This window comes from Escherichia sp. HH41S (genome assembly GCF_009820115.1).
Classification (GTDB): Bacteria; Pseudomonadota; Gammaproteobacteria; order Enterobacterales; family Enterobacteriaceae; genus Escherichia; species Escherichia coli_F.
Window position 1 is genome coordinate 189,751 of the sequence record NZ_VNXE01000033.1, and the last position, 26,789, is coordinate 216,539.

A 26,789-nucleotide genomic window follows, 5' to 3' on the forward strand; every position below is an offset into this window, starting at 1 on the left:
ATTATTACGCGGTACCGCCAACAGTCAGGTTATCAACTTTCAGCGTTGGCTGGCCCACGCCAACCGGCAAACTTTGCCCTTCTTTACCGCAGACACCCACGCCGTTATCCAGTTTCAGGTCGTTGCCCACCATCGAAATCTGCTGCATGGTTTCGATACCGGAACCAATCAACGTCGCGCCTTTCACCGGCTTCGTTACTTTACCGTTTTCAATCAGATACGCTTCTGAAGTGGAGAAAACGAATTTGCCGGATGTAATATCCACCTGACCGCCACCAAAGTTCGGTGCATAGATACCGTACTCAACAGATTCAATAATTTCTTGCGGGGTCGATTTACCCGGCAGCATATAGGTGTTGGTCATACGCGGCATCGGCAGATGAGCGTAAGATTCACGGCGACCGTTGCCAGTCGGCGTCATTCCCATCAAACGCGCGTTGAGTTTATCCTGCATGTAGCCTTTCAGGATGCCATTCTCAATCAGCACGTTGTACTGGCCTGGCGTACCTTCGTCATCAATCGCCACCGAACCACGGCGATCGACCATCGTGCCGTCATCAACCACGGTACACAGTTCTGAAGCCACCAACTCCCCGACCTGTCCACTAAATACTGAAGTGCCACGGCGGTTGAAGTCGCCTTCCAGACCGTGACCCACCGCTTCATGCAACAGCACGCCCGGCCAACCTGCGCCAAGTACTACCGGCATGGTGCCTGCTGGTGCAGCAACGGCAGAAAGATTGACCAACGCCATACGCACTGCTTCTTTTGCCCACGCATCCGCACGGACTTCACCGTCGAGATCGGCAAGGAAGAACTCATAACCAAAACGACCGCCGCCGCCACTGGCACCGCGTTCGCGTTTGCCATCTTCTTCGACCAGAACGCTCACGGAAAGACGCACCAGCGGACGAACATCCGCCGCCAGCGTGCCGTCGGTGGCCGCAACCAGAATTAATTCATAAACGCCGCTGAGGCTGGCAGTCACTTCCTGTACGCGCTTGTCCGCTTCGCGGGCAACCTTATCGACGCGACGCAGGATATCCAGCTTCTCTTCACGGCTCATGCTTTGCAGCGGATCTACCGAGGTATACAACGGGCTATGCTCTACCGCGCCCAGCGTCTGTACTTTGCCATCACCACTATCACGGACGATGGTGCGCGCCGCTTGCGCACTCTGTTCCAGCGCCAGCAGGCTGATTTGGTCTGCGTAAGCAAATCCGGTTTTTTCACCGCTGATTGCACGCACACCAACACCCTGATCGATGTTGTAAGAACCATCTTTAATAATGCGGTCTTCTAAAACCCAGGATTCGTGATAGCTCGACTGAAAATAGAGATCGCCATAATCAAGGCGACGTTCGGCCAGTTGACCGAGGATCGCGAACAAGTCCTGATGTTTCAGGCCGTTCGCCGCTAGCAATTGTTCACTTACCAGGTTCAGACTCATCGTTTTTGCTACTCGTTAGTTACTGCAGTAGAGGATTTTTTACGGCTGCCGGATGCGGCGTGAACGCCCTATCCGGCCTACGGTTATGTTCCGGCTCGTTGGCCTTTGGCAACGATTATCATATGAGATTGGGGCAATTACGCGCCCTCGTCAAATCATTGCGCTTTTTCTTTACGCGGTTGGCGCAACACTTCGTTGATTTGCGGATCGTCCAGCGGACCCGAAATGTGATAGCGCAAAATGGAGACTTTGCTCCACAGCGGCCCCAGCACTTTACTGGCTGCAAATACTGCCGCTCCAACAATGGGGTTAACCGCAAAAGCCGCAGCCACGCCCACCGTCGCAGAAATCTCTGGTGCGACAACCGCTTCCATATTCAGGTCGCGACGTACCAGATTTACCGACCCTTTCATGGCGATATCCGCCTCCAGGCCATCCACCAGCGTGTCGTCGGTGTGCATAACGCCGTCTTTAATCCACGCGGTGCTGCGAATGGAGTCAAAATAGAACCCTTCGCCAAAAGTGTCTCTGAAATCAAAACGCAGCTTACGCATCAGGGCATCTACGCTCAATAAGCGCAGCAATTGCCCGGCATGTCCGGTATTGATTTCGGTAATTTCGCCTTTACCCAGTTGAGTATGAATGATGCCATTCAACGTCGCCTCATCTGGCTGCCACGGTGCTTTACGCCAGTGTAAATCGTAATCCACATTAAATGACGACTGGCGTATGGGCGTCGTGACACCAAAAAATTCTGCGGCGGCATCAATTTTCTGCCCGCGCAGTTTTCCTTTCAGCGAGGTACGTTCATTCCCCGGATTATTAACCCATTCACCATCGGCAGTGAGCCGCGAGAAACCGGTATCAATCAGTCCATTGGTCAGCGTTAATGTATCGCCAGAAATGGTGAGATCACTGTCAATACGACCGAATTTTTGCCCCCAGAACCAGCACTCTGCGCATCGTATTTGTGCGTCCGGCCAGCCACGGAAGTTAATGCGCTCCGTTGTCGGGAAAGGTGATGACGGCGTTGAATCACCACGAGTTTTCGCCTCGCTCGGGTTGTAATAAAGATATTTGATATTCGCCAGCCACGGCGCGTTATTACGCATCGCCAGCGTGGCGTTGATTTCACGCCCTTGCGCCTCAACCTGGGTGCCATTTGCCGTCGGTTGCGAAACAATACTCAGGTTATTCCATTGCTGATTTCCCAGCGACAACATAGGCGTACGTAACGTTATGTGTTGTGGGAAACTCGCTGCACCACCGACACTCTCCGCCGCACCTTTCTGGAACAGGGCCAGCCACTCGGCACCATTCATCGGCGGCATATTGAGTTCAACGCCACTTTGTTCCGGCAACGGCGGGAGCGTTTTACTGTCTGCCGCCCAAATAGCACGATCGAGCGTCAGCTTTTGACCAAGCAACCAGCGGCTATTGAAATGGTTATCCGCACCAGCCTGTCCGGTTAAATCAAAACTGTTGAGATTGCCATCAACCTTAACGTTTACCGGCAGTGGTTCACCCGCAGGTTTGGCTAACGGTGAAGGTAAGTGACTGCTCACATTCTTCAAATCGCCGTTTAGCTCTACGTTATACGTCGCGCCAGCTTGATAAGGCAGCTCAATGCCCACTTTACCATCCCACGCCACGCTGCCACTTAATGCTTCGTTCACCGCTGCAGGCAGAACGCCGGTTTTCGCTGGTTGCCAGTTACCGTTGAGATTCAACGCGACCTGGTAGGCTTTTGCCCCTTCTTTGGTGGAGAAATCCACGTTCAACGGCTGATTAAACCAGCTTGCTGTCAGTGGTTCACTTTGCAGATCGCCATTGATAAAGCTGAATTTACCGCTCAAATTTTTCAGGGTGCTGTCGAGTGGTTTGATAAACAGACTGTTATTACGCAGCGTCACTTCCCCTTTCGCGGTTACCAACTCGCCGTTCAGCGGGATATCAAGATGTAAGCGAGCATTCACATCGCCGTCGAGCTGGAGTTCTTGCAGGGTCGCACCCAGGGAATCTTTCAGCGGTGTCTCATCAAAGTAAGGGCCAACGGCTTTACCCGGACCTTTAATGTCAGCGTCAATCAGCAGTTTTTCTTTTGAGTAGTCAGGGATCACTGCGGTGAGATTACTCGCGCGCACGCCGCCCAGATTAACGCCATCGGTTTTCATCCATAAGCCGTCGTTAATAAAATCCAGTTCAATATCAAGGTTAGTTAATGCAGGCCAGTCCGGCTGGAAGGCAAACTTCGCGTTGCGTAGCGGCACCAGCACTTCAAACTGACCTTCGTTGTGTTTATAGGGGAAGAGTTGCGGATTGCCACCATAAACCAGCGTCGCGTTATCCGCTTCACCGCCCTGAATCGCGCCACTTAAGTAATCAACCAGGTCTTTACCCATCAGGTTTTCCGGGAAATAGCGCCAGGCTTGTGAACCATCATCGGTACTGATGCCAGCCAGAATACCCAGCCAGGGTTCATCGTTAGCAGGTTGCAGGTAACGAAAACCGCCGCGCGCATGGACGGCTTTAGCTTTAACGTCAATATTACGCCCATCCAGCTGGAAACCTTTGTCATTGTTCAGCCAGCTTATCGTAGCCTGGCCGTCGGCGATTTCCAGTGGCGCACGGAATACCGTTTCGTAAGGCATCTTTGCCTGCTTCATCGACGCGGTAAGCAAACCATTTTCTACGCTGCCGGAAAGCGTCCCGGAGAAGTGTTCCGCACCCGGTAATAATTTCCATTGCTTCCAGGCCAGATCGCTCCACGATGCCTGAAAACGGGTCTTGTCTGCCGCCTGAAGCGGGATATCCAGCGCCAGCGTGTTTATCTTGCCGCTCGGTTGTGTGGAGCGCCAAACATCACCAAGTGCAGGTGAAAGTTTCGCGGCCAGCGGGCGTACGCCCTCCAGGCCTGCCAGCTCCAGATTACTGGCGCGAATCCGGAGTTCGTCACTGCGTTTATTGTCTTTGCCGCCAACGTTCTGTTCCGGTATCCAGGCCAGCGTCAATGCTCCGCTCGGCCAGGGTTTGCCGTCCATCGTGATCCGTGTGTCGGGAATAGAGAACTGCCAGCCCGGGTTTTCACGCGTAATATGCGCGGTCAGATTATCCACCGACAGCGTATGCGTTTGCTTCTCGCCCAACCAGCTGGCACCGCCCTGTTTCAGCCAGACGTCACCGCCGGTTACATCGCCTTTGTCGATCGTCATCCAGCCTTCAAGGGAGAACTGTGCCGTTTCCAGCGCAATATTGTCCTGCATCCATTTACCGAGCCACGGCTTCAGGTCGATGTCATCCGCCTGGAGCCAGACGCGACCATTGCTTAACAACCCCTCATCATCGCGCAAATCCATGCGCACCTGCATCACGCCGTGCTGTCCGGTAAGGCTGGAGAGGCTTACCAGGCCTTCCGCACGGTGTCGACGTGGATCGTTCAGCCAGGTGAGTTGTGGGATCGCCAGCTCGGCGCGCTGACCGGATGGCGTCAGGAAACTGACTTCACTGTCGCGGAGATCGAAATGGTCGAATTGACGAAGAAACAGATCGCTGATGTGACTGGCTTCCAGGCTATCATTACCACCACCGCTGGTGATAGGAGTGTTGGTGCGAAAGCGCAGCTGCCAGAAAGTGAGATCACGAAACTGCCAGCGCATATGTAACAGGCTTTGCCAGACATCCAGCGCCAGAGTAACGCGTTTAACCGAAAATTCGCCGCCATCTTTTAGTTCTGCACGGATGTCGTGCGCTTCAAGCGTCGGGCCAAAATTCTGCCAGCTGGCTGAGAGCTGACTGGCTTCAACCAGCATGCCAGTCGCGGATTCTATTTTGTTGAGGATTTCCGGACGCCAGGCGTCAAGATGCGGTAAAGCAATACGCAGGCCGCTAACCAGCAGGGCAGCGATCACAACGAGCGCGGCTCCAGTAAGCAGTAAAATCCCCGGCAATCGCCTCACCCGTCACTCCTTGTCTGCTAAAAATGTGACTCAAAAACCCTTTGCCGGATGGCGGCCCAGCATCTGTTTACATCATTACGACGTCAAACTGCTCCTGGTTATAGAGCGGTTCAATTTGTACTTTAACCTGTTTGCCAACGAAAATTTCCACTTCCGCCAGCGAGTGTGACTCTTCGCCTTTCAAGGCTTCGGCTACTGCCGGAGAAGCATAGACCAGGAAACGGTCGGAATCGTAAGCATGGTGTACACGAACAATCTCGCGCATGATTTCATAGCATACCGTTTCCACGGTTTTCACCGTTCCGCGACCGTGACAGGTTGGGCATTCGTTACATAGTACGTGCTCAATGCTTTCGCGAGTGCGTTTACGCGTCATCTCCACCAGCCCCAGCGCCGAAAAACCATTAACGCTGGTTTTCACCCGGTCTTTGCTCAACGCCTGCTCCAGCGAATGCAACACGCGGCGACGGTGATCTTCATTATTCATGTCGATGAAATCAATAATGATGATCCCGCCCAGGTTACGCAACCGTAACTGGCGAGCAATAGCCTGCGTCGCTTCAATATTGGTATTGAAGATGGTGTCGTCCAGATTGCGATGACCGACAAACGCCCCGGTATTGATGTCCACGGTGGTCATCGCTTCGGTCTGGTCGATAATCAGATAGCCACCGGATTTTAGTTCAACTTTGCGTTCCAGCGCCCGCTGGATTTCGTTTTCAACATCAAAGAGATCGAAAATCGGCTGGCGGCCTGTGTAATGCTCCAGCTTGCTGGTCATCTCGGGAATGTACTCCGAGGTAAACTCCAGCAATGCTTCGTAAGTCAGGCGCGAGTCAACGCGAATGCGGTCCAGCTCGGCGTCGGCGAAATCACGCAGAACACGCTGCGCCAACGCCAGTTCGCCGTATAGCTGATAACGGGTCTGCGGGCGCTTTTTACGCTCCATGACTTTGGTCCAGACACGTTTCAGATAAGCGGCATCGGAGGCCAGTTCAGCCTCACCAACACCTTCCGCTGCAGTACGGATGATAAACCCGCCCTGCTCGTCGCAATACTCCGCGACCACTTTTTTCAGGCGCTCACGTTCGGATTCGCTTTCGATACGTTGGGAAACCCCAACATGAGAAGCACCTGGCATAAAAACCAGATAGCGAGATGGCAGAGTGATATCGGTGGTCAGGCGCGCACCTTTAGTACCAAGCGGATCTTTCACCACCTGCACCATCAGATCTTGCCCCTGACGGACCAGTTCCGAGATGTCGCGCACCGTGAATTGCTTTTGCTCTTCACCCGCCACACACTCAGTATGCGGCATGATGTCGGATGCATGAAGAAACGCGGCTTTATCCAGCCCAATATCTACAAAAGCCGCCTGCATACCCGGAAGTACACGACTTACACGACCCTTGTAGATATTGCCTACTATTCCGCGTCGCGCCTCACGTTCAATATGAATTTCCTGCAGAATACCGCCATCAATATACGCCACTCGCGTTTCCGAAGGCGTTACGTTTACCAACAATTCAGCCGTCATGTTTATCCCTTTTCTCACGCAGTGCGTTAAAATTACTTAATAATTCATACGTTTCAACCAGCGGTAAGCCGACTACGGCGTGATAGCTGCCATTTATCTTCCTGACAAAACAGCCACCCAACCCCTGAATACCGTATGCACCTGCTTTATCTAACGGTTCTCCGCTGGCGACATAGCCCGCGATGTCTTCGTCTGTTAACGTTCTGAACGTCACATCGGTGACCACCAGGCAATCGAGAATGTGCTGACTGTCGGCCAACGCCACTGCCGTCATCACCTGATGGGTCTGACCCGATAGTTTGCGCAACATCTGCGCCGCATGATCTGCGTCGCGCGGTTTCTCCAGCACTTCTCCATTCAGGATAACGATAGTATCCGCACCCAGCACCGGGAGATCCTGCGCCGTGTGCGTGACACCCGCCTGTGCTTTCTCGCGCGCCAGACGCACAACATACTGTTGCGCGCTCTCCTGCGGCTGACGCTGCTCCTCAATGCCCGTAACAATACGTTCAAAGGTCACGCCAAGTTGCGCAAGTAACTCCTGACGACGCGGAGAACCGGAAGCTAAATACAGAGAAGTCATAGAAACCTTTATTGCACTGCAAACTGCTGACGGACTTTACGCATCAGCAAGAAAATCCACGGCCAGAGCACTCCATTGACTACACTACTCCAGAACACTTCCGGTCTGAAAGAGACGTTAATCACTAAAAACTCTGCCCAGAAAACAATAATATCCACCACCAGCGAAAGCAACATGACGACCAGCGCCTGCTGCCATAATGCGAGGTTGCGGAAAAGCTGGTATTTCAGCGCCACCAGGTAAGCAATGATGCTCATCGCCAATACGCGTACGCCAAGCGTCGAGCCGCTGATCAGATCCAGTATGGCACCCATCACAAAACCTGTGCCCACATTTACGCGATGAGGCAAGGCCAGGATCCAATACAACAAGATGAGTAACACCCAGTTTGGCCGGAAAACAATCAGGTTATCCGGCCAGGGCATGATTTGCAGCAACAGCGCAATGAGGAAAGAGAGCCAGATTACCCAGCGTCCCTGGCTACGATAGCTCGCCACTATTGCCCTCCCGGCGCACGCGCAGGCGGTTGAGCACCACTTTGCGGCGGCGTAGCCCTTTGTGGAGAGCGATTAGCAGCAGGCTGTGTCGGCGCAGCAGGCGCAGTAGCTGCATTTCCTGTCGCCGGTTGCTGCGGAGTCGGCTGAGCGATCCCCGTTGCCGGTTCGGGTAACTTTGGCCCCATCGCGTCTGGCGAAGGCAATACCTGCGGCATCATCTGCATCAGACGTTCATTAGCAACACGATGCACCTCTTCCGGCGTCATCGGGTTAGCGCCGTTACGATCCGCGCCCCACAGCAGCAGCAGATAACGCAAACGTTGCAGTCCCGCAGTCGGACGCGCCTGAATCACAGTATAAGCGCGCTGGGTATCAAGTTTTACGGAAGAGACAACCGCGACCGGATAGCCTTCCGGGAAACGACCTCCCAGACCGGAAGTCACCAGCACATCACCAACACGAATATCCGTATTCGCTGGCAGATGCTCAAGCTGCAAATCATCCGTACAACCGTTACCGGCTGCAATTACACGGATATCGTTGCGCAGTACCTGGATTGGCAGCGCGTGGGTCGCATCACAAATCAGCAGCACGCGACTGGTCAATTTAGCGACGGCCACCACCTGACCAACAACACCTTTGTCGCTGATGACCGGCTGGCCTTCATAAACGCCATTAACGCTACCTTTATCGATAACAACTTGATCGCTATAAGGATCGTTAACCGTAGAGATAACCTGAGTCACCATTTTCTGCTCATCCTGACGCAGCGGGGAACCCAGCAGCTCGCGCAGACGCGCGTTCTCCTGTTTGTATTGTCCAAGCATCAGCAGTTCACTGTTTTTCAGCAACAGTTCCTGACGTAACGCCCGGTTTTCAAGTTCTAGTTGGTCACGCGAGGCCAGCGTCTGCGATACGCCATCCAGCAATTCACGAGGAGCATTGGAAACAAAGTAGAAAGGACTGACGGCGGTATCCATATAAGTACGGATTTGACTGAACGTCCCCAGGCGGCTGTCGGCAATAATAATGCCGAGCGCCACCAGCACCGCCAGAATAAGGCGAATCTGTAGCGACGGGCCACGGCTAAAAATTGGCTTCATAAGTTATGCGTATTCTCGTATCAGACCAGGCAGGGTAAACAGACGCTTCCCCTGCCTGTATCCGATTACTCTTCGCTGAACAGGTCGCCGCCGTGCATGTCGATCATTTCCAGTGCTTTGCCGCCACCGCGCGCCACACAGGTCAGCGGGTCTTCAGCAACAACGACTGGAATGCCGGTTTCTTCCATTAACAAACGGTCAAGGTTACGCAGCAGTGCGCCACCACCGGTGAGCACCATGCCGCGCTCGGAGATGTCGGAAGCCAGTTCCGGCGGACACTGTTCCAGTGCAACCATTACTGCGCTCACAATACCGGTCAGCGGTTCCTGCAGTGCTTCGAGGATTTCGTTGGAGTTCAGGGTAAAACCGCGTGGAACACCTTCTGCCAGGTTACGGCCACGAACTTCGATTTCACGGACTTCATCGCCCGGGTAAGCCGAACCGATTTCATGCTTGATACGTTCTGCGGTGGCTTCACCGATCAGAGAACCGTAATTACGACGCACATAGTTGATGATAGCTTCATCAAAACGGTCACCACCAATGCGCACGGAAGAGGAGTAAACCACGCCGTTCAAGGAGATAACAGCAACTTCAGTGGTACCACCACCGATATCAACCACCATAGAACCGGTCGCTTCAGAAACCGGGAGGCCAGCACCAATTGCGGCAGCCATCGGTTCTTCAATGAGGAAGACTTCACGGGCACCAGCGCCCTGCGCGGATTCACGAATTGCGCGGCGTTCAACCTGGGTTGCGCCAACCGGCACACAAACCAGAACGCGTGGGCTTGGACGCATAAAGCTGTTGCTGTGCACTTGTTTGATGAAGTGCTGGAGCATTTTTTCAGTCACGAAGAAGTCGGCGATAACGCCGTCTTTCATTGGGCGAATGGCAGCAATATTGCCCGGCGTACGGCCCAGCATCTGCTTCGCGTCATGACCTACTGCAGCTACGCTTTTCGGTGAACCGGCACGATCCTGACGAATGGCCACCACGGAAGGCTCATTCAATACGATGCCTTGTCCTTTTACATAAATGAGGGTATTCGCAGTACCCAGGTCAATGGACAAGTCATTGGAAAACATGCCACGAAATTTTTTCAACATACTAAGGGATAATCCTGAAAGCTGGGGCGGAAAAGAAAATCCGCTTACTTTACCAACCACACGCAGCAGCGACAAGGCGCAAAAATCATCTGCTACGGTGAAAATTAGTGCAGTTCGTTTCCTTTGTTACAAATCTCTGCCTGAGTCCAGAAAGGCTTAATGCATCAGCAGCATTCCTCGCCTGTTTGCAACCGCGTAAGGTCATTCATCTGCATATGTGCTGCAACAATCTGGCGAGCAGACAAGCACACTCCCATGAGACGCAGCGCGCGTTATTCTACGTGAAAACGGATTAAACGGCAGGTTAAACCGAGTATCTTTGTGAATATTTTTTCACGTTAGTATCAAGTGGCTGTGAGGACGCGAAAAAATCCCCTTGCCCACCTGTAACACCGCGCTGAATCAGGGTCTGCCACTCGCTTCGCGAACGCACGCCGGTGGCGTAAACCTGGGTGCTGGTCCCGGAGCAGGCTTCCACCAGGCTTTGAACCAGCAGCTGATTCTCCGTTCGCTTCTCAATGTTTCTGACCAGCCCCGGATGGAGCTTGAGTAACTCAACATTAAGTTCTTTGATCCAACTGGTGCTTACCAGCGTCAAACCAGCCTGGTTGACGGCTACCCGTACCCCTAAAGCATTCACTAAACGAATAACAGGTTGTAAACGACTGATATGTTGACCTACATCGGCCTCTGCAAGTTCAATAATTATGCGTTTTCGTTGCGATCTTTCACATTGCATTAACGTATCGCGCAGCCAACGCTGAAAACGCGGGCGAATCAGCGACTCAACGGTAACCTGAATCGCCAGATTTTCCTCCGGCCAGTAACGCAATAGTGGAATAAGACGGCTGATTTGCAGGCGGTCATACTCTTCCGATAAGCCAAATTGTAAGACCATCGGCATATACTCCGCCGAGCTAACCTCTTCATTACCATCGAAGATGCGGCACATGAGTTCTCGATGATGAACCTGACCTTCGCGAGTAACCGCCGGTTTTTGATAAAGGCGCGGGCCGCCGCGACTCAGCATTTGCTCGATAAGCGTACGCCAGCGAACATTACCACGTCCTTTTTCAGGCAACGAGTCATCGTAAATAGCCCAGCTATTGCCGCCCTGCAATCCCGCATTACGCGTGGCAGACTCTGCATGTTCCATTACCTGCTCGGTATCCTGACCACTACGCCAGGCACAGATACCAATGTGGATCATATCGTCGCGATCGAGCATTTTATTGTTCGGCAAGGTATCGACGGCTTTGATTAACTGACTGGCTATGCTCTCAGCCTCTTTTAACGTCCGGTGCGGCAACAGCGCAGCAAAATCACTGCGGTGGTAACGCGCCAGCAGTGCGCCAGGGTAGCGCATCATAAATGTCGACAGCAGATTCGTCAGAGTGAAGAACTGTTCTTCAACCTGGCTGTGCCCCCAGGTATCGCTCAACATATTGAAATCCGGTAGACGAATCATCATCACGATCCCGTGGGTACCTACTTTCTCCTGATCTTCCAGTAACGTTGCTAACTGATTATCGAAGAAGAGTCGGTTATTGAGGCCGGTTTTCATGTCCTGGGCGGCATAAGAGCGGATCAGCGTATCAAGACGGCTGTGTTGTTCGCGTGCGTTCTGAATTTCACGAAGCAGCGTATCCAGCGCACTGCTGGTTCTGGGCGGCCATTCATAGATGGTTCCCAACACATTAGAGCCACGCTCACCGTTTAAGATACGAGTAGCCCGGGTTTCCAGCAATTCTTGCCCGGCAAGTTGCCGTTGTAACCAGCGTACCGCCAGGAAGAGCATAAGAATGATAAAGCCAATCGCCCCCGTGAGCGGCGCGGTGGTCATCAACGAATGGAAATAGTTGCCCATCGGATCCTGATAAACCAGACGCAGCGACATCCCCGGATGCTTTATCAACGGAACGCTCAGTTCGCGAAACAGATCGCTGGTGCCAACCGGACGATAACTACCATTTCTGGCGAGGGTATAAACCTGTTTATCACCATGTAGCAGGTCTACACGAACGATATCTGCTGACATCATTAATTCGGTAATTTGTGGCCTTAATGCGCTGAAGTCATTCGACACAAGGTGGGTATCAATCGCCGTCGCCACCGCCTGAACGCGATGACTAAACTTATACTGAATGGCGTTGTAGAAACTTAGCGAACAGCCCAACAAAGTCACAAAAATTGTTAACCCGGTGAGCAGCGTAACAAAGGCCGAAAATTTCGTCGTTAATCTCATCCTTGTGTTAACTCCGATAGTGAGGAAGCGGGCATACTAGCAAATCAGATTTATCTCGCAATTTATTGCGCTTCATCGGCTTTGCTTTTCCATTAGCGAGTATAGTCTTCAGAAATTATTTTCCAATCCATCATGCACATGAGGACCACTTATGCAGGCGTTACTTTTAGAACAGCAGGACGGCAAAACTCTCGCATCGGTACAGACTCTGGACGAAAGTCGCCTGCCGGAGGGCGATGTCACGGTTGATGTTCACTGGTCGAGCCTGAACTACAAAGATGCGCTGGCAATTACCGGTAAGGGAAAAATCATCCGTAATTTTCCGATGATTCCTGGGATCGATTTTGCCGGAACTGTACGCACCAGCGAAGATCCGCGTTTTCATGCCGGTCAGGACGTATTACTCACTGGCTGGGGCGTTGGTGAAAACCACTGGGGTGGGCTGGCGGAGCAGGCGCGAGTGAAAGGTGACTGGCTGGTTGCCATGCCGCAAGGGCTGGACGCGCGTAAAGCAATGATTATCGGTACTGCCGGTTTTACCGCCATGCTGTGTGTGATGGCGCTGGAAGATGCCGGTGTTCGCCCGCAGGACGGCGAGATTGTCGTGACGGGTGCCAGTGGTGGCGTCGGTAGTACCGCTGTGGCGCTGCTGCATAAATTGGGTTATCAGGTCGTTGCCGTTTCTGGTCGCGAAAGTACCCATGAATATCTGAAAAGTTTAGGAGCCAGCCGTATTCTTCCTCGCGATGAGTTTGCCGAATCCCGTCCTCTGGAAAAACAAGTCTGGGCTGGAGCAATTGACACCGTCGGCGACAAAGTGCTGGCGAAAGTGCTGGCGCAAATGAATTACGGCGGCTGCGTGGCGGCTTGTGGTCTGGCGGGTGGTTTTACTCTGCCAACAACGGTCATGCCATTTATTCTGCGTAATGTCCGTTTACAAGGGGTGGATTCAGTGATGACGCCACCAGCACGCCGCGCACAAGCCTGGCAGCGACTGGTCGCCGATTTACCGGAATCATTCTATACCCAGGCGGCAAAAGAGATATCTCTGGCAGAAGCACCGAAATTTGCCGAGGCCATCATTAATAACCAGATCCAGGGTCGCACGCTGGTGAAGGTTAACTAACCATTTAGCAGGGAATAATAAGAGAGGGAACTCATTTTGAAATCATTATTCAATCGATTAACGGGAAAGGCGGTTAGCCGGACAGCTTTCGTCGAACACCTTGGTCAGGAAGTTGTACAACATAATCCAAACTGGAAAGTCATGATTTCGACTGACCATAAATTGATGCGCACTGTTACTCCACTAAACAGCCATTATTGATACGCCTCCGTCGCCTGTTAGGTTTATGGTGCTTTGCCTGGGCGACGCTACGCTTAACCTGTTACTGATTTCTGGTACCATGGGGTGAATAATCTGATTTTATTTGCCTACAAATTAACCACTCGAACGTATTTGATGCTGAGCATTGTCAGTTTGTTGATTTTGCGTGCTTTAGCATTGACGTCTATCCGGACGATGCCGTGAAAATTGAGTAATCACCAGCAACCGCTGCGTAATGTCGTCTATCTTGTCGCGATCCTGGCATCCCTACATTATTTGTGGTCTGTGAGGATCATCTCATTGCAGCCCCTCATCTTCGCAGGGCTGGCTTTACAGCTTTTAGCCTTACGTTATAAGAAGTTCCGTCGACGATAGCGCTAATTTCGTGAATTGTGCGGCTTGTTGCAAATTACACGGTGTTGAAGGTTATTTACATGTTAGCTGTTGATTATCTTCCCTGATAAGACCAGTATTTAGCTGCCAATTGCTACGAAATCGTTATAATGTGCGACCTCGTCCTCCCTGACGCAGTTTTTGCGCTGCGGAAAAGGTGACATTGGCGCAACGAAGGTATATTTTGTTTTTTGCCGGAGGATAGCAGCAGATCGCTGCACAATGTCCGTCAAGTCTAAACATTGACACTCTGGGGCAAAATAGACCGGCGTCCCGGCCTGCTGGAATTTATCGCTATGCATACAGCTGTCGGGGCATACGCTTTACAGACGGCGGTGAAACGCCTGTCACAATCACACTAAACAAAGAGTACGGAACCCACTCATGGATATTCGTAAGATTAAAAAACTGATCGAGCTGGTTGAAGAATCAGGCATCTCCGAACTGGAAATCTCCGAAGGCGAAGAGTCAGTACGCATCAGCCGTGCAGCTCCTGCCGCAAGTTTCCCTGTGATGCAACAAGCTTACGCTGCACCAATGATGCAGCAGCCAGCTCAATCTAACGCAGCCGCTCCGGCGACCGTTCCTTCCATGGAAGCGCCAGCAGCAGCGGAAATCAGTGGTCACATCGTACGTTCCCCGATGGTTGGTACTTTCTACCGCACCCCAAGCCCGGACGCAAAAGCGTTCATCGAAGTGGGTCAGAAAGTCAACGTGGGCGATACCCTGTGCATCGTTGAAGCCATGAAAATGATGAACCAGATCGAAGCGGACAAATCCGGTACCGTGAAAGCAATTCTGGTCGAAAGTGGACAACCGGTAGAATTTGACGAGCCGCTGGTCGTCATCGAGTAACGAGGCGAACATGCTGGATAAAATTGTTATTGCCAACCGCGGCGAGATTGCATTGCGTATTCTTCGTGCCTGTAAAGAACTGGGCATCAAGACTGTCGCTGTGCACTCCAGCGCGGATCGCGATCTAAAACACGTATTATTGGCAGATGAAACGGTCTGTATCGGCCCTGCTCCGTCAGTAAAAAGTTATCTGAACATCCCGGCAATCATCAGCGCCGCTGAAATCACCGGCGCAGTAGCAATCCATCCGGGTTACGGCTTCCTCTCCGAGAACGCCAATTTTGCCGAGCAGGTTGAACGCTCCGGCTTTATCTTCATCGGCCCGAAAGCAGACACCATTCGCCTGATGGGTGACAAAGTATCCGCAATCGCCGCGATGAAAAAAGCTGGCGTTCCTTGCGTACCGGGTTCTGACGGCCCGCTGGGCGACGATATGGATAAAAACCGCGCCATTGCAAAACGCATTGGTTACCCGGTGATTATCAAAGCCTCCGGCGGCGGCGGCGGTCGTGGTATGCGTGTAGTACGCGGCGACGCTGAACTGGCGCAATCCATCTCCATGACCCGTGCGGAAGCGAAAGCCGCTTTCAATAACGACATGGTTTACATGGAGAAATACCTGGAAAATCCTCGCCACGTCGAGATCCAGGTACTGGCGGACGGTCAGGGCAACGCTATCTATCTGGCGGAACGTGACTGCTCTATGCAGCGTCGTCACCAGAAAGTGGTCGAAGAAGCGCCAGCACCGGGCATTACCCCGGAACTGCGTCGCTACATCGGTGAACGTTGTGCTAAAGCGTGTGTTGATATCGGCTATCGCGGTGCAGGTACTTTCGAGTTTCTGTTCGAAAACGGCGAGTTCTATTTCATCGAAATGAACACCCGTATTCAGGTAGAACACCCGGTTACTGAAATGATCACCGGTGTTGACCTGATCAAAGAACAACTGCGTATTGCTGCTGGTCAGCCACTGTCGATCAAGCAAGAAGAAGTTCACGTTCGCGGCCATGCGGTGGAATGCCGTATTAACGCCGAAGATCCGAACACCTTCCTGCCAAGTCCGGGCAAAATCACCCGTTTCCATGCACCTGGCGGTTTTGGCGTGCGTTGGGAGTCTCATATCTACGCGGGCTACACCGTACCGCCGTACTATGACTCAATGATCGGTAAGCTGATTTGCTACGGTGAAAACCGTGACGTAGCGATTGCCCGCATGAAGAATGCGCTGCAGGAGCTGATCATCGATGGTATCAAAACCAACGTTGATCTGCAGATTCGCATCATGAATGACGAGAACTTCCAGCATGGTGGCACTAACATCCACTATCTGGAGAAAAAACTCGGTCTTCAGGAAAAATAATTTGTGTCGCGCGGTGTTTTCATCGCGCTTAGCAAAGAACGTAATTAACGCCGGGCCTGTTAAGGCTGCCCGGCGTTTTTATTACCGTTAACTAACGGTAGCCTGCAATTTCCGCTTTCAACGCGCTAATTTCAGCATCGCCTTCAACAATTCCCAGCTCAAAACAGTATGTCTTTGTTTCACCCGGCTGAATAAAGGGCAGACGTCCCTGCGCTCGTTCTTTATCACGCCCGTCAGGAAAACTATTACTGACCTCCAGCCCCATAACATATTCGCCCGCACCTAAATTTTTCCACTGAATAAAGTTGGGTAGCTGCAAGGTGTCGAATTTTTCGTAAATTCCCCACCCCAGTTCAGCGTTCACCAGCGCAACTTTACTCATCCCGTGACTGTCGCTATTCAACGTGAGATAGTAAACCTGCTCGTCAAAACCGGGCTGCGGAGTACAAATTTCCAGATGACTGGCTAACCCTTCCGCCGCATGTGGGGTCCGTGGCGTTACGCTGTTAGCCGACAGCAAGATTTCTGCCTGTGGCGATAATAAAGGCCAGCCGTAATTAAAGTGATAAAGAATTTGCAGCGGCTGGCGGGTGAAACCATGATTAGTCACCTTGTCTTCAATGCGCAGCACATTTTCGCCATAACGGCAGCGAATGGTCCTTTCCAGCGTCAGATTTTCACCGAACAATCGTGTTTCCCGTACTTTGCCATTGATGACAAATTCAATGCCGTCGTCGGTCCGTTCTGTGCGATACCCCACCTCTTCTGCTGGAGTCGCAGCCAAACGCCCGTGTAACCCCAGCGTTTCTCCGTTATCCTCACAGGGCGTGCCAATGTAGCTAAGTCCGCAGGTAGTCAGTAACCCCGCGTAGAAGCTACGTAAAAACCCGTTGCCCTGAGACTCAAAAAAAGCGGGGGCGACAATGCCGTTGGGGGTGATAAAAGAGAGCGCAGTGTCCTTGTAGCTGGCCCATGCAATATCCAGCGCGCGATCTTTTACCACCGTAAATGCCAATCCCGCACCAGTACGGACATCAAACGCTTCTGTCCCCTTTGATCTGCCACTACGTAACTCATAGTGTTTAATTCCGGCAACCTGCGAGAGATCGCCAATCCACGACCAAATTTCGTTTTTCATTGTGCTGCTTCCCGAATGGACATGTCATGGCGCTGGATGAACGCTTCGATTTCCGCAAGGCGAGACGTTCCCTCCATTGGGCCACGTCGGGTTACCGCCAGTGCACCGCAGGCGTTGGCATATTGTAATGCCCGATGGGCGTCAAACCCTAGCTGGCGGCAGGCAATCCACGCGCCACCAAAGCAGTCTCCCGCACCGGTCGGGTCAACTTCATCCACCGGATAGCTCTCAACATGAAACTGCTCATTCGCGGAGTAGTAACTGGCACCTTGATTGCCGCGCTTCACAATCACCTCTTTAACACCTTCTTCAAGAAAACCAGCGATTGCACGCTCCGGTGTCGAGTGTGGCGACAAGAGCAACACTTCTCCCTCGCTGGGCATATAGATATCTGTTAACTCAAGAACAAAGTGGAGGGCGTCACGCATTTCTGGAATATCGAGCATCTCTTTCCGAATATTAGGGTCGAAAGAAATAACGCCACCATTCTCCTTTACAATGGTTACCGCTTTCTTTACTGCGTCTACCATATGGAATGAAAACAGGGATGAACCCATAATATGAAAATGGGTACAGTCCTTCAGAATATTTTCATCAACATGCTGCGCCGATAATTTACCGCAAGCGGCATTCTTGATATTAAAAATAAAATCACGATCGCCAGAGTTATGATAAGTAACAAAGGCGCTACCGGTGGCTTCCAGAGGTAAGACTGAAATCCCCCTGATATCCACACCATCAGCAGCCAAACGATGTATATTAATATCACCAAAGCCATCATTCCCCACACAGCTAATGATGCCGCACGGAACGCCAAGACGTGTCACCTGGTCGATAAAAATAGCGGGCGCACCACTGGGATAAGGGCCGTTCCAGATACCTGGTTGATCAAATGGCTGGCCGATTTTACTCGCCATAATTTCAACCAGAATTTCTCCAATTGTGAAGACCTTACTCATATGATTAATTCCTTGAAATGATTAGCTGCGTTTTCTTTTATTTCTTACGTCAAAATAAACGGCTACAAGAATGACTAATCCTTTAACCACCATCTGGTAAAAATAGGGAACATTCATTAAGTTCATGCCATTATTAATAACGCCGATGGTTAATGCGCCGATCACCGTCCCCACCACGGTTCCATAGCCGCCGTTCAGGCTGGTGCCTCCCAGTACAGCCGCGGCAATAGCATCCAGTTCGTAGCTCAACGCGGAATTCGGTTGCCCGGAATAGAGGCGTGAGGCGAGGATCATCCCGCTGATACCTGCCAGCACGGCTGTAATCATAAAGACTTTAATTTTCAAGCGGGTGACATTTATCCCTGAATAGACTGCCGCTTCTTTATTACCACCAGTGATATAAATTTTTCGTCCAAAGGTTGTTTTAGTAAGAATGAAGTGGTTAATCAGCAATAAGATGATTAATATCCAGATAGGAATCGGTATATAGAGAAATTCTCCATTCCCCAGCGCCAGAAAGGCATCATCTTTAATCATGATGGGCATACCATCGGTCACTATATAAGCGATACCACGGAAGATCCCCATTGTAGCAACGGTGACAATAAACGAAGGGATACCCGCTATAGCCGTCAAGCCACCATTTATCATCCCCAGAGCCAGGGCTACAATAATGGATAATGGGACCAATAAAATAAATGGAATTCCCCATGAAGCCCCAAGCGCAGCAAATGTGCCAATCAATGCAATGGTTGAACCGACCGATAAATCAATATCGCCAAGCAAAAGTACATAAGTCATTCCATAGGCGGTAATTGCAATTATCGAAACCTGAAGAATAATATTAGTAATGTTATTGGCAGTAAAAAAACTGTCATTAATAAAACTGAACAGAATGATTAACACCACCATTCCACTGAGGATACCGCCATATTGCCTGAAGACTTTTTTAAAATTATTTGCAATGGGAATTTCCGAAGGTTTCGGACTGGCAAGAGTTTTCTCTGTCATTTAACGTACTCCTGTTGCAGCGGTCATTACCTGTGTCTGCGTTAAATTTTCACATGAATAAATATCGGCAATCGTTTTATTACGCATTACCACCAGACGATCACTAAGTGCCATGACTTCAGGCAGTTCAGAGGACACCAGAATAATTGCTGTTCCTGCCGCAGCCAGTTGACGTATCACGTTATAGATTTCAAATTTTGCGCCGACATCCACTCCGCGCGTAGGCTCATCGAGCAATAAAATACGTGGAGTTTTCTCCAGCCACTTCGATAACACGATTTTCTGTTGATTACCGCCGCTTAGCGCCCCCACAGCCTGATGTACAGAACTCACTTTAGTATTCATTCTGGCAATAGATTGCAGCGTCTTCGTCTCTTCTTGTCGGTGATTGATGAGTCCCATCCGCGAAGCGTTATATTGAAACGCCACGTGGTGCGTGTTCATATTGACGTCGTGCATCAGCACTAACCCTTCTTCCTTGCGGTTTTCGGTCACAAATGCAATGCCATGATCAATGGCCTGTTTGGGATTAGCGATCCTGACTTCCTTGCCATCGATCAACACTGTCCCGTGATACGAAATGAGACCAAAAAGCGCCTTCATCACATCGGAACGCCCAGCCCCCACCAGGCCGAAAAATCCCAGAACTTCACCCGGACGCACAGCGAAACTGACCTCTTTAAAAAGCGAAGGATGGGAAAGGTTTTTTACTTCCAGTTTTGCAGGAACATTTTCATCCGGCTTTTCCCCAAGACGTGCTGGCCAAATATTTTTCATTTCCCGACCAACCATTTGGGCAATCAAATGCTGGATATCACTGTTTTTCTTTTCATGCGTAGCGATATACTCACCGTCGCGGATCACCGAAATATCATCTGAAATCCGCATAATTTCATCCATGCGATGAGAGATATAAATAACCGCACAACCTCGCTGCTTTAATTTCTCAATAATGTTGAACAGAATCTCTGCTTCATTATCACTTAGCGAAGATGTCGGTTCATCCATAATCACGACATCTGCTGCATAGCTTAAGGCTTTGGCAATTTCTACCAGTTGCCTATGTGCCATCGACATATTGCCGACCATTTCCAGCGGATCCAGTGGGATGCCCAGTTCCGCGAGGAGATTCTGGCAATCTGCGAGCATTTTTTTATCGTTAATAATGCCAAAACGTCGCGGTTCATTATTGGCATAAATATTTTCCGCCACGGTCATATTATTACTCAGGCTCAGTTCCTGAAAAATAATAGCAATCCCTAACTGACGTGAATGCTGCGGATTATTAATTGTGATAGTTTCACCACGTAGTTTTATTGTTCCCTGGGTTGGCGGATAAACACCGGCGAGTATTTTCATTAATGTCGATTTACCGGCACCATTCTCACCTAATAAAGTATGTACCCGCCCTTTACGTAAAGAGAGTGTAATATCTTTTAATGCCTGAACATGACCAAATGTCTTCGCAATATGCGAAACATCAAGAATAACATCCGTCATAATGACCTCGGTGTCACAACAAAACGTCGATAACGTTTTGTTGTGAAATGAAGATGTTTATTATTTACCTGTATAAACGCCGGGTTGTACCGGGATCATTTTCTCTACCGGTTTACCATTGAGGTGATCAACAGCGGCATCAATGGCTTTAGCACCCATTTGATCGGGATATTGCCGAATCACGGCCGCAAACGTTTTTTCACTGTCAACGGCATCACGCGCTTCTTTCATGCCGTCAAAACCAATGATTTTGATGTTGTCGTTATGCGCAGATTTCGCTGCGATAACCGCTGCCAACGCCGCATCATCACCAAAGCCAAACAGACCATTCAGGTTGGCGTTGGCCTGCATAATATTTTGCGCAGTCGTTAACGCTTCAGCGCGCGTAATACCAGGCTGTTCCGCAACAATTTTAATATCCGGCGTATCGCTTAATCCTTTCTTAAAGCCATCAACGCGTGCAACCACCGATTGTAGTGCAGGATAAGAAATAATGGCTACAGTACCTTTACCATTCAAAAGTTTGCCCATTAACTTACCAGCTTCAACGCCTCCCGCGTAATTATCGGTCGCAACATGCGATACGACCGGAACGCCTTCCGCGGCAACGTCAACGGTGATAACGGGAATACCAGCCTTATCGGCTTTAATTATCGCTGCCTGGACACCTTTCGAATCGACCGGAGAGATAATAATGGCATCTACCTTTTTAGTAATAAAATCCTCAACATCAGAAAGCTGTTTGTTTAAATCCTGATTGGCAATAGAGACACTTAAATTGACATTGTCTTTTTTCGCCTCTTCTTTCATTGCATTTGCGAGGTCGATATAAAAAGGGTGTTGCTGTGTTAATAATGAAGCTCCAATTTTATACTCTTTTGCCAATGAACTTTGCGAGAACAATGCCAGGCTCACCAACATAGCTGAACCAAGTAATTTAATATTTTTCATAAACAATCCTCATTGTTTTTGTAGGGTACAACGTATTAAATTTTTCCTTCACTACCACAGACGCCAATAATACGAGTTACGACTTCTTTCATGGCGGCCTTTGCGGGCTGCATATAGTGGCGAGGATCATTTGCCGCAGGATTGTTGTAGAAATATCCTTTTAACGCATCGGCAAACGCAATTTTCAATTCTGTCGCGACATTTACTTTACAAATACCGTGGCGAATACAGAGCTGAACGTCCTGTTCCGATAGGCCTGAAGCTCCATGCAACACCAGCGGAATTTCTACCAGCTGGCGAATTTGTTCCAGCCGCACAATATCCAGACGTGGTTCATGCGCATATAAACCATGTGCAGTGCCTATTGCTACCGCCAGAGAGTCAATTTGGGTACGTTGAACAAACTCTGCAGCTGCGGCTGGTGAGGTATAAGCTGAATCTTTTTCATCCACCAGCAGATCGTCCTCCTGACCGCCAAGACGCCCTAGCTCGGCCTCAACGCTAACATCAAAGCGATGGCAAAAGGCGGTAACTTCTTGCACTCGCGCAATGTTGTCTTCAAATGGCAAATGGGAACCATCAATCATGACAGAACGGATCCCTGCGCGGACCTTGTTAAAAATGTCATCACACTCTTCATGATGATCGAGATGCAGGACTAACGGTAGGTTGTACTCGCGAGCCAGCGATTGTACTAACGAAATCAAACTTCCCACGCCGCCATAACGATAAGTACCCGGTGTTCCCGCCAGCATAACGGGAGAGCGAAGTTGTGCAGCGCTCTCAACAACTACCTGTAAAGTTTCAAGGTTATGAATGTTGAAAGCAGGGACGGCATATCCCTCTGACTGGGCTTTTTTCAGCATGTTTTTGCTTGAAATGATGTACATCGCAGCTCCTGATATTTGTCGTTCACCTTACAAAATGAAGAAAGAGAATCTTCACTTTCATTTTGAAAGCAAACTAGCACAGCAAAAGCGGTAAAAAGCGTGATGCATGTCGAATATCATCAAAATAACTTACAAAAAATAACTTAATTTATTTTTCACTTTGAAAATGAAACCAATGATGCCTTTGGACAGATATGGAAATATTCATTTATTTTCAATGCATTAAGCTATTTTTGCTGCAATTTTTGCCCTATGCTTTTATTTTCGAATTGTCGATATTATTGAAGGGTAACTTTCAAAGAAAAATACAAGGGGCTATAGTGTTACGCATTAAAGGCCAATGAAGAGTGTTAACGTGCCGAGAAAATCGTCTAACCTACTGAAACGCAGATTAAAAATTGCAGAAATTGTTGCCGCCCAGGGTGAAATCAAAGTTGATGACTTATCTGCGCAACTTGGTGTCTCTGGCGTGACGATCCGCGGCGATCTCAGTTATCTGGAGCAACAGGGATATTTAAAGCGATCATTTGGCGGTGCTATTGCGACACCACTCTCCTCTGAACCAGAAGCGATACAACCGATCGCGCCATTGTCTCTGGCACAACAAATGGAAATAGCACGACATTGCGCACGGTTAATTCGCGATCGTGACACGCTATTTCTTGGACATGGGACAATCTGCCGTAAGATCATTCCCTTGCTCAGCGAAGTGAAAAAACTGCGTCTGATCACCAACGATCCCGAACATGCGCTGCTGGCAAATCAGTTTATTGATGGCGAAATAATACTGGCTGGCAGTGAAATGCTGCGCCCCGACACCGCACTGGCCGGAAAACCGCTCGAACAGGCACTTCAGCATTTCACCATTACACACAGCATTCTGGAAATCAGCCATCTGGATGCTGATGGTACTTTAAATATCAACGTTCCCAGACTTGCCGCTGCCTGGCAGCTCTGTTTCGATCATGCCCAGAATAAGACAGTTATCGTTGCCGCCGATCCTGCGCCATCAACGGCTGCTATCGGGCATTTGCATCAGGCAGAAAATGTGATTGTCAGCCGCAGCATTAACGAACAATATCAGCAACAATTGCAGTCGGCTGATTTCGTTATCCTTTATACCAGTAATGAGTGCTTTACCTGGTCCAATCGCGAAAGGCTTCAGGAATGAGAGGGGTTTTGTGACAATAACTATCTGCGCTATGGGCGAATTGCTGGCCGAGTTTTTGTCCCGCAACCCACATCAAAAATTCACTCAGCCTGGGGAGTTTATCGGGCCATTTCCCAGCGGTGCACCAGCAATTTTTGCTGCTCAGGTGGCAAAACTGTCCCATCGGGCCATCTTCTTCGGATGTGTTGGTAATGATGATTTTGGCCGACTCATTATAGAGCGCCTCCGTCATGAAGGTGTCATTACCGATGGGATCCATGTTATGAACAATGCCGTAACAGGTACGGCATTCGTGAGTTATCAAAATCCCCAGCAGCGGGATTTCGTCTTTAATATCCCTAACAGCGCCTGCGGTTTGTTTACTGCCGAGCACATTGATAAGGATCTGCTAAAACAGTGTAACCATCTGCATATTGTGGGCTCATCATTGTTCTCATTTCGCATGATCGATGTCATGCGTAAAGCAATAACGACGATCAAATCGGCTGGCGGCACCGTTTCTTTCGATCCCAATATTCGCAAAGAGATGCTGAGTATTCCTGAAATGGCGCAGGCTCTCGATTATTTGATTGAATATACGGATATTTTTATCCCCAGCGAAAGCGAACTCCCTTTCTTCGCGCGTCACAAAAATCTGTCAGAAGAACAGATTGTTAGCGATCTTCTCCACGGCGGCGTAAAACATGTGGCGATAAAACGCGCCCAGCGTGGGGCCAGCTATTACAAGCTTAAAAACGGAACATTACACGCCAAGCATGTTGCAGGCCACGATATCGAAATAATCGATCCAACGGGTGCAGGCGACTGCTTTGGCGCAACGTTTGTCACTCTTTTCTTATCCGGTATCCCGGCACACAAGGCGCTGCAATATGCAAATGCCAGCGGCGCGCTCGCGGTAATGCGGCAAGGTCCGATGGAAGGGGTATCCTCACTGGCTGACATTGAAGACTTTTTGCAGCAGCACTGAACGGCAATTTTCTGTCAGATTATTTTCCCTGCCTGAAGACTTGCCGTAGAATTGCCCGTTTCTCGTATCCCCCCATGAGGAGGACCCCTTCCGTGGACACTCGTTTTGTTCAGGCCCATAAAGAGGCGCGCTGGGCGCTGGGGCTGACCCTTTTGTATCTGGCGGTATGGTTAGTAGCCGCTTACTTACCTGGCGTTGCCCCCGGTTTTACCGGCTTTCCGCGCTGGTTTGAGATGGCCTGCATCCTGACGCCGCTGCTGTTTATTGGACTGTGCTGGGCGATGGTGAAATTTATCTATCGCGATATCCCACTGGAGGATGACGATGCAGCTTGAAGTGATTCTACCGCTGGTCGCCTATCTGGTGGTGGTGTTCGGTATCTCTGTTTATGCGATGCGTAAACGGAGCACCGGCACCTTCCTTAATGAGTATTTCCTCGGTAGCCGCTCTATGGGCGGTATTGTGCTGGCGATGACGCTCACCGCGACCTATATCAGTGCCAGTTCGTTTATCGGCGGGCCAGGAGCTGCTTATAAATACGGCCTGGGTTGGGTATTGCTGGCAATGATTCAGCTACCTGCGGTCTGGCTTTCGCTCGGTATTCTCGGCAAGAAGTTCGCGATTCTCGCGCGCCGCTACAATGCGGTGACGCTGAACGATATGCTGTTTGCCCGCTACCAGAGTCGCCTGCTGGTGTGGCTGGCGAGTTTGAGTTTGCTGGTTGCGTTCGTTGGTGCGATGACCGTGCAGTTTATCGGCGGTGCGCGCCTGCTGGAAACCGCGGCGGGTATCCCTTATGAAACAGGTTTGCTGATTTTTGGCATCAGCATTGCGCTCTACACCGCATTTGGCGGCTTTCGCGCCAGCGTGCTGAACGACACCATGCAAGGGTTGGTGATGCTGATTGGCACCATTGTGCTGCTTATTGGCGTAGTCCATGCTGCTGGCGGCTTAAGCAATGCAGTAGAGACGCTGCAAACCATCGATCCGCAACTGGTTACGCCACAAGGCGCTGACGATATTCTGTCACCTGCGTTTATGACGTCGTTCTGGGTGCTGGTGTGTTTTGGCGTGATTGGCCTGCCGCATACTGCGGTGCGCTGTATCTCTTATAAAGACAGCAAAGCCGTACATCGGGGGATCATCATCGGTACGATTGTGGTCGCAATCCTGATGTTCGGTATGCACCTGGCCGGAGCGTTAGGTCGGGCGGTGATCCCCGATCTCACCGTACCGGACCTGGTGATCCCGACGTTGATGGTAAAAGTGCTGCCACCGTTTGCTGCCGGGATCTTCCTGGCTGCACCTATGGCTGCGATCATGTCGACGATCAATGCCCAGTTGCTGCAAAGTTCCGCTACGATCATTAAAGATCTCTATCTGAATATCCGTCCGGATCAAATGCAAAACGAGACGCGTCTGAAGCGGATGTCGGCGGTGATCACGTTGGTTCTCGGTGCGTTGCTGCTGCTTGCCGCCTGGAAGCCGCCAGAAATGATCATCTGGCTGAATTTGCTGGCCTTCGGTGGGCTGGAAGCCGTTTTCCTGTGGCCGCTGGTGCTGGGTCTTTACTGGGAACGCGCCAACGCCAAAGGCGCGCTAAGTGCGATGATCGTTGGCGGCGTACTGTATGCCGTACTCGCGACGCTGAATATTCAGTACCTGGGCTTCCACCCTATCGTGCCCTCGTTACTACTAAGTTTGCTGGCTTTCCTGGTCGGAAACCGTTTCGGTACATCCGTCCCGCAAGCTACCGTTTTGACTACTGATAAATAAAGAGTTTTGCC

Annotated in this window: 21 protein-coding genes; 7 read left to right on the plus strand and 14 right to left on the minus strand. The window is 50.6% G+C overall.

Translation table 11 applies throughout. The features are described 5' to 3' along the window. Positions 1–4: 4 nt before the first annotated feature. From tldD to csrD, 8 genes are all read right to left on the minus strand, one after another. Positions 5–1,450: a metalloprotease TldD gene (gene tldD, locus FQZ95_RS07435; RefSeq protein ID WP_000055909.1), complete on the minus strand. Its 1,446-nt coding sequence runs from the start codon at positions 1,448–1,450 to the stop codon at positions 5–7. A 155-nt stretch (positions 1,451–1,605) separates the two neighbouring features. Further along, entirely contained in the window at positions 1,606–5,406 is a 3,801-nt protein-coding gene (yhdP, locus tag FQZ95_RS07440; protein WP_160530048.1) for an AsmA2 domain-containing protein YhdP, read from the minus strand. Between the two features lie 67 nt (positions 5,407–5,473). After that, positions 5,474–6,943 carry a ribonuclease G gene (gene rng / locus FQZ95_RS07445; RefSeq protein WP_000123197.1) on the minus strand — a complete coding sequence of 490 codons (1,470 nt, stop codon included), beginning with the start codon at positions 6,941–6,943 and terminating at the stop codon, positions 5,474–5,476. Beyond that, positions 6,933–7,526, minus strand: coding sequence for a nucleoside triphosphate pyrophosphatase YhdE (gene yhdE, locus FQZ95_RS07450; protein ID WP_000203101.1), 594 nt, complete (start codon positions 7,524–7,526; stop codon positions 6,933–6,935). Before yhdE ends, rng begins: the two co-directional genes overlap by 11 nt. Positions 7,527–7,534: 8 nt before the next feature. Further along, a complete protein-coding gene (gene mreD / locus FQZ95_RS07455; protein WP_000179409.1) occupies positions 7,535–8,023 on the minus strand; it encodes a rod shape-determining protein MreD in 489 nt (162 codons plus the stop codon). Continuing rightward, a complete protein-coding gene (gene mreC, locus FQZ95_RS07460; RefSeq protein WP_000802511.1) occupies positions 8,023–9,126 on the minus strand; it encodes a rod shape-determining protein MreC in 1,104 nt (367 codons plus the stop codon). Before mreC ends, mreD begins: the two co-directional genes overlap by 1 nt. Before the next feature lie 65 nt (positions 9,127–9,191). After that, positions 9,192–10,235 (minus strand): rod shape-determining protein MreB, encoded by a 1,044-nt coding sequence (mreB, locus tag FQZ95_RS07465; protein WP_000913396.1) that lies wholly within the window; start codon positions 10,233–10,235, stop codon positions 9,192–9,194. 304 nt (positions 10,236–10,539) lie between these two features. Then, positions 10,540–12,480, minus strand: coding sequence for an RNase E specificity factor CsrD (csrD, locus tag FQZ95_RS07470; RefSeq protein ID WP_001241406.1), 1,941 nt, complete (start codon positions 12,478–12,480; stop codon positions 10,540–10,542). Between the two features lie 151 nt (positions 12,481–12,631). Between csrD and acuI the strand changes: the two genes are divergently transcribed. From acuI to accC, 3 genes are all read left to right on the plus strand, one after another. Beyond that, positions 12,632–13,606, plus strand: coding sequence for an acrylyl-CoA reductase (NADPH) (acuI, locus tag FQZ95_RS07475; RefSeq protein WP_024247450.1), 975 nt, complete (start codon positions 12,632–12,634; stop codon positions 13,604–13,606). Positions 13,607–14,584: 978 nt separating this feature from the next. Continuing rightward, the gene (accB, locus tag FQZ95_RS07480) at positions 14,585–15,055 is read left to right on the plus strand and encodes an acetyl-CoA carboxylase biotin carboxyl carrier protein (RefSeq protein ID WP_000354622.1); all 471 of its coding nucleotides are present in this window, start codon (positions 14,585–14,587) and stop codon (positions 15,053–15,055) included. Between the two features lie 10 nt (positions 15,056–15,065). After that, entirely contained in the window at positions 15,066–16,415 is a 1,350-nt protein-coding gene (gene accC / locus FQZ95_RS07485) for an acetyl-CoA carboxylase biotin carboxylase subunit (RefSeq protein WP_000884620.1), read from the plus strand. 91 nt (positions 16,416–16,506) lie between these two features. On the opposite strand, the gene FQZ95_RS07490 is transcribed toward accC, so the two are convergent. Genes FQZ95_RS07490 through FQZ95_RS07515 form a run of 6 tightly spaced genes read right to left on the minus strand, consistent with a single transcriptional unit; the run spans position 16,507 to position 22,864 of the window. Continuing rightward, positions 16,507–17,553 (minus strand): aldose 1-epimerase family protein, encoded by a 1,047-nt coding sequence (locus tag FQZ95_RS07490; RefSeq protein WP_088541792.1) that lies wholly within the window; start codon positions 17,551–17,553, stop codon positions 16,507–16,509. Beyond that, positions 17,550–18,512, minus strand: coding sequence for a sugar kinase (locus FQZ95_RS07495; protein WP_021541366.1), 963 nt, complete (start codon positions 18,510–18,512; stop codon positions 17,550–17,552). The genes FQZ95_RS07490 and FQZ95_RS07495 overlap by 4 nt, the downstream gene beginning before the upstream one ends. Positions 18,513–18,533: 21 nt before the next feature. Beyond that, on the minus strand, positions 18,534–19,523 hold the full coding sequence (locus tag FQZ95_RS07500) for an ABC transporter permease (protein WP_105287737.1): 990 nt from the start codon (positions 19,521–19,523) through the stop codon (positions 18,534–18,536). Then, the gene (locus tag FQZ95_RS07505; RefSeq protein WP_088541794.1) at positions 19,524–21,023 is read right to left on the minus strand and encodes a sugar ABC transporter ATP-binding protein; all 1,500 of its coding nucleotides are present in this window, start codon (positions 21,021–21,023) and stop codon (positions 19,524–19,526) included. A 60-nt stretch (positions 21,024–21,083) separates the two neighbouring features. Then, entirely contained in the window at positions 21,084–21,974 is an 891-nt protein-coding gene (locus tag FQZ95_RS07510; protein WP_000789631.1) for a substrate-binding domain-containing protein, read from the minus strand. Between the two features lie 35 nt (positions 21,975–22,009). After that, entirely contained in the window at positions 22,010–22,864 is an 855-nt protein-coding gene (locus FQZ95_RS07515) for a tagatose bisphosphate family class II aldolase (protein WP_160530049.1), read from the minus strand. Positions 22,865–23,204: 340 nt separating this feature from the next. Here FQZ95_RS07515 and FQZ95_RS07520 point away from each other — a divergent pair, with 340 nt between their 5' ends. From FQZ95_RS07520 to panF, 4 genes are all read left to right on the plus strand, one after another. Then, the gene (locus tag FQZ95_RS07520; RefSeq protein ID WP_000843960.1) at positions 23,205–24,035 is read left to right on the plus strand and encodes a DeoR/GlpR family DNA-binding transcription regulator; all 831 of its coding nucleotides are present in this window, start codon (positions 23,205–23,207) and stop codon (positions 24,033–24,035) included. 31 nt (positions 24,036–24,066) lie between these two features. Beyond that, on the plus strand, positions 24,067–25,002 hold the full coding sequence (locus FQZ95_RS07525) for a sugar kinase (RefSeq protein WP_160530052.1): 936 nt from the start codon (positions 24,067–24,069) through the stop codon (positions 25,000–25,002). A 92-nt stretch (positions 25,003–25,094) separates the two neighbouring features. Beyond that, positions 25,095–25,337, plus strand: coding sequence for a YhdT family protein (locus tag FQZ95_RS07530; RefSeq protein ID WP_000381170.1), 243 nt, complete (start codon positions 25,095–25,097; stop codon positions 25,335–25,337). After that, on the plus strand, positions 25,327–26,778 hold the full coding sequence (panF, locus tag FQZ95_RS07535; RefSeq protein ID WP_001175714.1) for a sodium/pantothenate symporter: 1,452 nt from the start codon (positions 25,327–25,329) through the stop codon (positions 26,776–26,778). The genes FQZ95_RS07530 and panF overlap by 11 nt, the downstream gene beginning before the upstream one ends. Positions 26,779–26,789 lie beyond the last annotated feature (11 nt).